This window comes from Gluconobacter oxydans DSM 3504, from assembly GCF_000583855.1.
GTDB classification, from domain to species: domain Bacteria; phylum Pseudomonadota; class Alphaproteobacteria; order Acetobacterales; family Acetobacteraceae; genus Gluconobacter; species Gluconobacter oxydans.
On sequence record NZ_CP004373.1, the window covers coordinates 2,875,407 to 2,882,437 of the forward strand.

Genomic DNA, 7,031 nt, shown 5'->3' on the forward strand with positions numbered 1-7,031 from the left:
GCGAGCTTATTCTTCGTTTTCCAGATGGAAGCGGTCGGATTCCTCATCATAGTCGAACAGCTCGGCATAGCGGGCCCAGCCGATGGCCGTGGTGAGGGTCTGCCGCGCATAATCGGGTGACATGCTCTCTTCCATGGCCTTGCGGAACCGGGCCGCATCCACGGTGTGGCTCGAACGCTCGTCCAGCGTGCTGCGGATGGAGCGAAGCAGGGGCAGGTGGTGCAGAAGCGCTTTACGCATCAGGTCCTTGCGGGTGTCGGAATCGCCTTCGACAAAGGCCTGACCATCGGGCGTCAGCAGAATGTCGCCATCCTCAAGCTCCGCCAGATCCAGAAGCTGAAGTGACTCACCCAGCGGCAGGAGGTCATCCAGCGTCATCTGGAGGCGCTGTGCCAGTTCGGGCAGATCGGCCCGTCCTGAGAGTGGCTCACTTTCCAGCACTTCCATCAGTCCGACCAGAACCTCGACCGCCAGATCCGGCAGCACGATGGAGAAGGGTGGAAGCGCTGTGGCCGAGGCAACGGGTGGCTGGACGGGATCCGCCTCGGAAACGATGGGCGCACGGCGTGTCATGAGCGCGTAGATCTGGTCCACGAAGCGGCGGAAATCCTCGTCGTCGCGATTGCGCGGATGGGGGAAGGGGACGGCGATCTCGTGTGTTACGCGGCCGGGGCTGGAGGAGAAAATAAGGATGCGGTCACACATCAGAACCGCCTCCTCGATCCCGTGTGTTGCAAGCAGCATGGCCTTGAGCGGCAGGCGCTTTTCATCCCATAGTTCGATCAGATCAGTTCGCAGGTTTTCAGCACTCAGGACATCCAGCGCCGAGAACGGCTCGTCCAGCAGGAGCAGGGACGGCTGAAGCGCTAGTGCGCGAGCAAAGGAGACCCGCTGGCTAAGCGCTTCGGACAGTTCCTTGGGGTATGCATTCTCGTAGCCTTCAAGCCCCATGACCTCAATGGCGGCATCGGTCATGGCTTCGCGCTCGGCACGGGGCAGGCGGCGCATTTCCAGGCCCAGCGCAACATTCTGCCGCAGGGTCAGCCAGGGAAAGAGCGCGCCAGACTGAAAGACCGTCGCCACACCATCCAAAGGGCCTGTTACGGGCGCCCCCTGCCAGAACACCTGTCCTGACATCGGCGGCGTCAGCCCGGCCATGATCCGCAGCAGGGAGGATTTCCCGGAGCCGGAACGCCCGAGAAGCCCCAGGATTTCACCCGTCCGCACATCGAAGCTGACATGATCGAGCACGACCAGATCCGTGCTGCTCTCCTTGAGATAGGTCTGGCGACATTCGCGAAGGGACAGGAGAGATTTCATGGGTCTGTGGATTTCAGCCTGAGGTTCAAATCGTATATTTCTGGGCCGCATTCACGGCGAGAGGTTGCAGGACCAGTCGATCCAGCAGCATGGAAAGAAGCGTCAGCAGCATCAGCGCGAGGATCTGTGCTGCTACGGCCCCGCTCAGGGCCTCTGAGAGCAGGGCAGCACCAAGGCCACTATCGGACGGCACAAAAGCCTCCGCCACCATCACCGCATTCCAGACCGGCACCACCGCCGTCAGCAGGCCGCCGCACAGTTCCGGCGCGATGGCCGGCAGGAGAAGGCGCCGCCACAACAGGACACCCCGCAGCCGCAGACCCGCTGCGACCTGTCTCAGACCTGAGGGAATAGCTTTCGCCGCGTCGAGCATGACGATCCCGACCAGCCAGTGCGCGCCCAGAAAGAGAAGAATGACCGGTGAATCGAGCCCCAGCTCCCGACAGAGCGGATAGAGGAGCACGGCCGGAAAAAGACCACAGGCCATCACGGCCATCCGGCAGACATTGCGCAGGGAAGATCCGTGCTCGCTGATAAGCAGACCCAGCGGAACCCAGACCAGTACACACAGGAGCAGCGTCCCACACACATGCGAAAGCGTGAGCACGCTCTCGGCCAGATCCGCGGGAACCTGCCGCAGGAGGCCGGCGTGATAGACCGCATAAACCAGAAGAAACAGGGAAACGACAGGCAGGAGCGCCTCTGGAAGTTCCCGGACTGTCCTGTGGCGCTCGGGCAGGATGCTGCGCGGACGACCCAGGCGCCAGTTCCCGATCCAGACGAGGGCATCACTCACGTTCCCGCTGAGCCAGAGCATGAGCTTTGTGCGCCGCCAGATCGTCAGCAGCCAGGATTGCGGGCGTGCGCGTTCCTCGAACGGGCCTTCGGGCCGATAACGCTGCGCCCAGCCCACCATGGGACGCATGAGAGCCTGATCGATCACGAGAATCAGCAGAAGAATGATCCCGGAAACTTCGACGATCCGGAGCGGATGATGGTCCAGCATGGCCTGCAGGGCGGCTGCACCACATCCGCCTGTTGCCTGATGGCTCATCAGCATCATCAGACCTTCGGCGGACAGTAGCCGGACCCAGAAGGCCGGCATAGCCTGCATGGCCCTGAAGGTCGTCAGGGGTACGGCGATTGGCATCTGAAGGCGCCAGAAACGCTGCCAACCGGTCATGCGCAGGCCGGTCGCGACTTCATCAAGCGCGGGGGGAAGCGTGTCTTCCGCGTCGAGCACAGCCGTCACGATCCGCCAGATCATGCTGGACGCGGCAACCAGCATGATGGTCAGGGCCGGAGGAAAGAGCGCAGCCAGGATCCCGATCAGCCCGAGGCCCGGAACGGCACGGGCAACAGAGAGGGCGGGGATGAGAAATGCCCTGAAACGGGGCCACTGGCACGCCGCACCTGACAGAAGCAGCGATGCTGCCACCACAATCAGCAGGGACAGGATCACATGCAGGACGGTCAGCCCCGCCATGTCCCACAACGGCAGGGGAGCACCCGGTGGCATGGCGGACAGGACAGGCGCGACAGAAGCGCGGGGCAGCACCAGAAGTGCAAAAGCGGTCGCGCAGAACAGGATCGAAAGTTCGATGCCGCTCATGCGCTGGCGCCAGCGATGCATGATCCGCATGGGCATGGCCATCGGGCTGCCCGTCATGATGCGCGCGATCCTTCCTCTTGATGGAAACCAGAGGTTAGAAAGAGACGTCTGGAAGGCTCAAGTGTTTTCTGCATATCACCGGCCGGATCAGTGGCCGGTGCTGCCAAAGCCACCCTCGCCACGCGCCGTCTCGTCCAGCGTCTCGACTTCCGTCCAGCGCAGGCGGGAGACCGGGGCCAGCACGCCCTGCGCGATCCGGGTGCCACGCTCGACAGTGAAGGGTTCGGTGCCCGCATTCATGACGATGATGCGGAGTTCGCCGCGATAATCTTCGTCGATGGTGCCGGGTGAGTTCGGCAGCGTGATCCCATGCTTGAGGGCCAGACCCGAGCGCGGACGGACCTGAAGCTCGTAGGCGGGGGGCAGGGCAATGCACAGCCCGGTCGGCACCAGAACGCGCTCGCCCGGAGCGATCGTCATGGGAGCATCTACCGCGGCCAGAAAATCGAATCCTGCGGCACCGGCAGTGGCATAAGCGGGAAGGGGAAGGCCTTCGGAATGAGGCAGGCGCGTGATGCGCACATCAATCAGGTCTGTCGTCATGCCTCTGTCTTATCCCGGATCGCGATGCCTATGAAGACGGATCGGCAAAGAAGGCCGCAATCCTCTGCGCAAGCTGTTCCGCGACGTCGGTTTTATCCATTTCCGGCCAGCTCTGAACGCCATTATCGTCGATCAGGCTGACGGTATTGCGCATGGCACCGAACACGCCCTGACGCACATCATTGGCCACCAGCCAGTCGCACCCCTTGCGCAGACGCTTGGCCTGGGCGTTGTCCAGAACATCATCCGTCTCGGCAGCAAACCCCACGACAAGGCTAGGCCGTTGGGTGGCACGGCAGAGCGTCGCCAGAATGTCGGGGTTTTCCACGAGTTCGAGTCTGGGCGGTCCGTCACCCGTCTTCTTGATCTTTCCCGGCGCCAGTTTCTTTGCACGCCAGTCGCTGACGGCGGCGGTGCAGACGGCAGCATCGACCGGCAGGGCAGCTTCACAGGCTGCCAGCATCTCACGGGCGGTCTGAACGGAGATGCGATGGACGCCGTCAGGCACTGGGATCGACACCGGTCCGCTGACCAGCGTGACGTCCGCGCCCCGCGCCACCAGAGCCGCTGCAATGGCGTAGCCCTGTCGGCCGGAAGAATGGTTGGACAGGAAGCGCACGGGATCGAGCGGCTCGACGGTCGGGCCAGCCGTTACGAGAATGCGGCGTCCGGCCAGGGAGCGGTCCGGCGTCAGGATGCGCAGGATGGCATCGCGGATTGCGGGCGGCTCGCTCAGACGGCCGGCGCCGACTTCTCCGCAGGCCATGCTTCCCACATCCGGCCCGACGATGGAAACGCCGCGTGCTTCGAGAACTTTCAGATTGGCCTGCGTCGCGGGGTGTTCCCACATCCGCACATTCATGGCCGGGGCCAGCAGAATGGGGGATGTGGTCGCGAGCAGAAGTGTGGTCGCCAGATCATCGGCAAAACCATGGGCCATGCGCGCCATGAGGTTGGCGGTGGCGGGACAGACGACCACGAGATCCGCGCTTCGGGCGAGGGCGATATGTCCGATCTCGCTTTCCTGCGTCGGCTCGAACAGCGCGTCATGCACGCGCTCGCCTGCCAGTGTCTCAAGGCTGAGCGGGGTGACGAAAGCCTTGGCAGCCTCGGTCATGACGGGCGTGACGGCAATGCCCTCAGCCCGCAGCAGCCGCACCAGCTCAAGCGCCCGAAAGGCCGCAATGCCACCCGAGACGATCAGCAGGACGCGGCGCATGGTTTTACAGACGCCAGCCGGAATGGATGGCGGCAATGCCACCCGACAGATTACGGTACTGGACCTGCTCGAGCCCGGCATCGCGCATCATCTGCGCCAGCGTTTCCTGATCGGGGAACATGCGGATGCTTTCTGCGAGATACTGGTAGCTCTCGGAATCCTTGGCAATGATCTGGCCCATCTTGGGCAGAACCTGGAAGGACCACATGTCATAGATCGGCGCGAGGGCTGCGACCTCGACCTGCGAGAACTCCAGGCAGAAGAAGCGGCCGCCCGGCTTGAGGACACGACGCGCCTCACGCAGCACTGCGTCCTTGTCCGTGCAGTTGCGCAGGCCAAAAGCGATGGTCACGCGATCGACGGAGCAGTCGGGCAGGGGGATGGCTTCCGCGTCCACGACGCAGACTTCGATCTTGCCGATCAGTCCGGCCTTGATGGCACGGTCCCGTCCCACGGAAAGCATGGCGGCATTGATGTCGGACAGGATGGCAGGGCCACCGCCGGCACGAAGCCAGCCAAAGGTGATGTCACCTGTACCACCCGCCAGATCCAGCAGCTTCATGTTCGGGCGCGGATTGAGCATGCCCACGAAAATGCGCTTCCAGACGCGGTGGATACCCAGCGACATCACGTCATTCATGATGTCGTATTTCCCGGCGACGCTCTCGAACACCTCCCGGACCATCGTTTTCTTCTGGCCGCGCGGAACACTCCGGTAGCCGAAATCGGTGGTGTCCTCGGCGTGTGCGGAGGACTGGAAGGGCGAGGCGTTGTGTTCTGCGCTATCGGTCATGGGGCAATCGATATATCGTTGAGGCCAGCCATGCCAGAGCTTCCAGAAGTCGAAACCGTCATGCGCGGATTTCGTGATGCCTTTGAAGGGCACCGAATCAGCCATGTTTCCGTTAATCGCCTCGACCTTCGTTGGCCGTTTCCCGCTGATCTGCGGGAAAAGCTGGAAGGCCATCACGTTCTCTCGTTCCGCAGGCGCGCGAAGTATATTCTCATGCGTCTTGAAGGCGGATGGAGCATGCTGCTGCATCTGGGCATGTCGGGCCGACTCACGATTGGCCGGGCGAGAACAAACGCGACTCCGCCGGCACACGAGCATCTGGTCCTTGAAACGGATAGTGGCGCAAGGGCAGGGCTGGTCGATCCCCGGCGCTTTGGCATGGTCGATCTGGTTCGGACATCTGAAGAGGACAGTCACCGCCTTTTGGCCCATCTGGGAATGGAGCCTCTCTCGGACGCCATGACCGGTCCGGCACTGGCGGACCTGTTCCGGGGCAGGCGCTCGCCGATCAAATCCGCACTACTGGATCAGAAACTGATCGCAGGTCTGGGCAATATCTATGTGTGCGAGGCGCTGTTCCGCTGCGGCATTCATCCCGCACGGCAGGCCTGTACCCTGACGGGAGAAGAGACCGCCGCTCTTGCGGAGGCCATTCCGCAGATCTTGGAACAAGCCATCGCGTCCGGAGGATCGTCCCTGCGCGACTATGTGCAGGCTGACGGCACGAAAGGCGGGTTTCAGGACCTGCACCTCGTCTATGGACGCGAAGGGGCTCCATGCCCGAACTGTGGAGCAGACCATCCGGTCCAGCGCATCACACAGTCAGGCCGTTCGACGTTCTTTTGTCCGACCTGCCAGAAATAGACAGCGTGACAGGAAGATGCCCCCATCCTGTGTAAAATGTGCAAAACGCTTGACGTGACCCGTCCGGACAGAGTAGACGGCGCCAACCATTTACGCGACCAAAACGCAAACTGAACCGAAAGATCCATGGCAAACACAGCTTCTGCCCGCAAGCGTATCCGTCAGAACGAACGTCGCCGTGAGCGCAACGTTGCCCGCATGTCCCGCATGCGTACGTTCATCAAGAAGGTTGAACTCGCCATCCAGGCCGGTGACAAGTCCGCTGCTGCCGAGGCCTTCAAGGTTGCACAGCCGGAAATGCAGCGCGCAGCAGGCAAGGGCGTGATTGCCAAGAACACGATCAGCCGCAAGCTGTCCCGTCTGTCCGCCCGCGTGAAGGCTCTGGCAACCGCCTGAGCTTCACCTTCGGGTCGGAACTGAAGAACGCGCTCCCCTCCAGGAGCGCGTTCTTTTTTGACTGCAGCTCCTGACATCTTTTTCCCAAGCATCTGACCCCGGGTTGCCGATGGGGAACACCCTCATGACATCCCGCTGAACCCTTCGTGTTCCAGCTTGCTTCGGGCTGAGCGGACGCCTATTCTGGGGGTTCGACAAAAAGGTATCGGATGCTCTGGCTTCTC

Annotated in this window: 7 protein-coding genes; 2 read left to right on the top strand and 5 right to left on the bottom strand. The window is 62.4% G+C overall.

Annotated elements, in window-relative coordinates:
* Positions 1–6: 6 nt before the first annotated feature.
* The 5 genes from GLS_RS12830 to GLS_RS12850 form a co-directional block, all read right to left on the bottom strand.
* Entirely contained in the window at positions 7–1,320 is a 1,314-nt protein-coding gene (locus GLS_RS12830; protein WP_011253992.1) for an ABC transporter ATP-binding protein, read from the bottom strand.
* A 25-nt stretch (positions 1,321–1,345) separates the two neighbouring features.
* Positions 1,346–2,989 (bottom strand): ABC transporter permease subunit, encoded by a 1,644-nt coding sequence (locus GLS_RS12835; protein ID WP_041112511.1) that lies wholly within the window; start codon positions 2,987–2,989, stop codon positions 1,346–1,348.
* A gap of 90 nt (positions 2,990–3,079) precedes the next feature.
* Complete coding sequence (dut, locus tag GLS_RS12840; RefSeq protein ID WP_011253994.1) at positions 3,080–3,535, bottom strand: dUTP diphosphatase; 456 nt, start codon at positions 3,533–3,535, stop codon at positions 3,080–3,082.
* 28 nt (positions 3,536–3,563) lie between these two features.
* Positions 3,564–4,754 carry a bifunctional phosphopantothenoylcysteine decarboxylase/phosphopantothenate--cysteine ligase CoaBC gene (coaBC, locus tag GLS_RS12845; protein ID WP_041112512.1) on the bottom strand — a complete coding sequence of 397 codons (1,191 nt, stop codon included), beginning with the start codon at positions 4,752–4,754 and terminating at the stop codon, positions 3,564–3,566.
* Between the two features lie 4 nt (positions 4,755–4,758).
* On the bottom strand, positions 4,759–5,547 hold the full coding sequence (locus GLS_RS12850; protein WP_011253996.1) for a class I SAM-dependent methyltransferase: 789 nt from the start codon (positions 5,545–5,547) through the stop codon (positions 4,759–4,761).
* 30 nt (positions 5,548–5,577) lie between these two features.
* On the opposite strand from GLS_RS12850, the gene mutM reads away from it, so the two are divergent.
* Both mutM and rpsT read left to right on the top strand, forming a co-directional pair.
* The gene (gene mutM / locus GLS_RS12855) at positions 5,578–6,411 is read left to right on the top strand and encodes a bifunctional DNA-formamidopyrimidine glycosylase/DNA-(apurinic or apyrimidinic site) lyase (RefSeq protein ID WP_041112513.1); all 834 of its coding nucleotides are present in this window, start codon (positions 5,578–5,580) and stop codon (positions 6,409–6,411) included.
* 126 nt (positions 6,412–6,537) lie between these two features.
* Positions 6,538–6,807: a 30S ribosomal protein S20 gene (gene rpsT / locus GLS_RS12860; protein WP_011253998.1), complete on the top strand. Its 270-nt coding sequence runs from the start codon at positions 6,538–6,540 to the stop codon at positions 6,805–6,807.
* Positions 6,808–7,031: the final 224 nt, after the last annotated feature.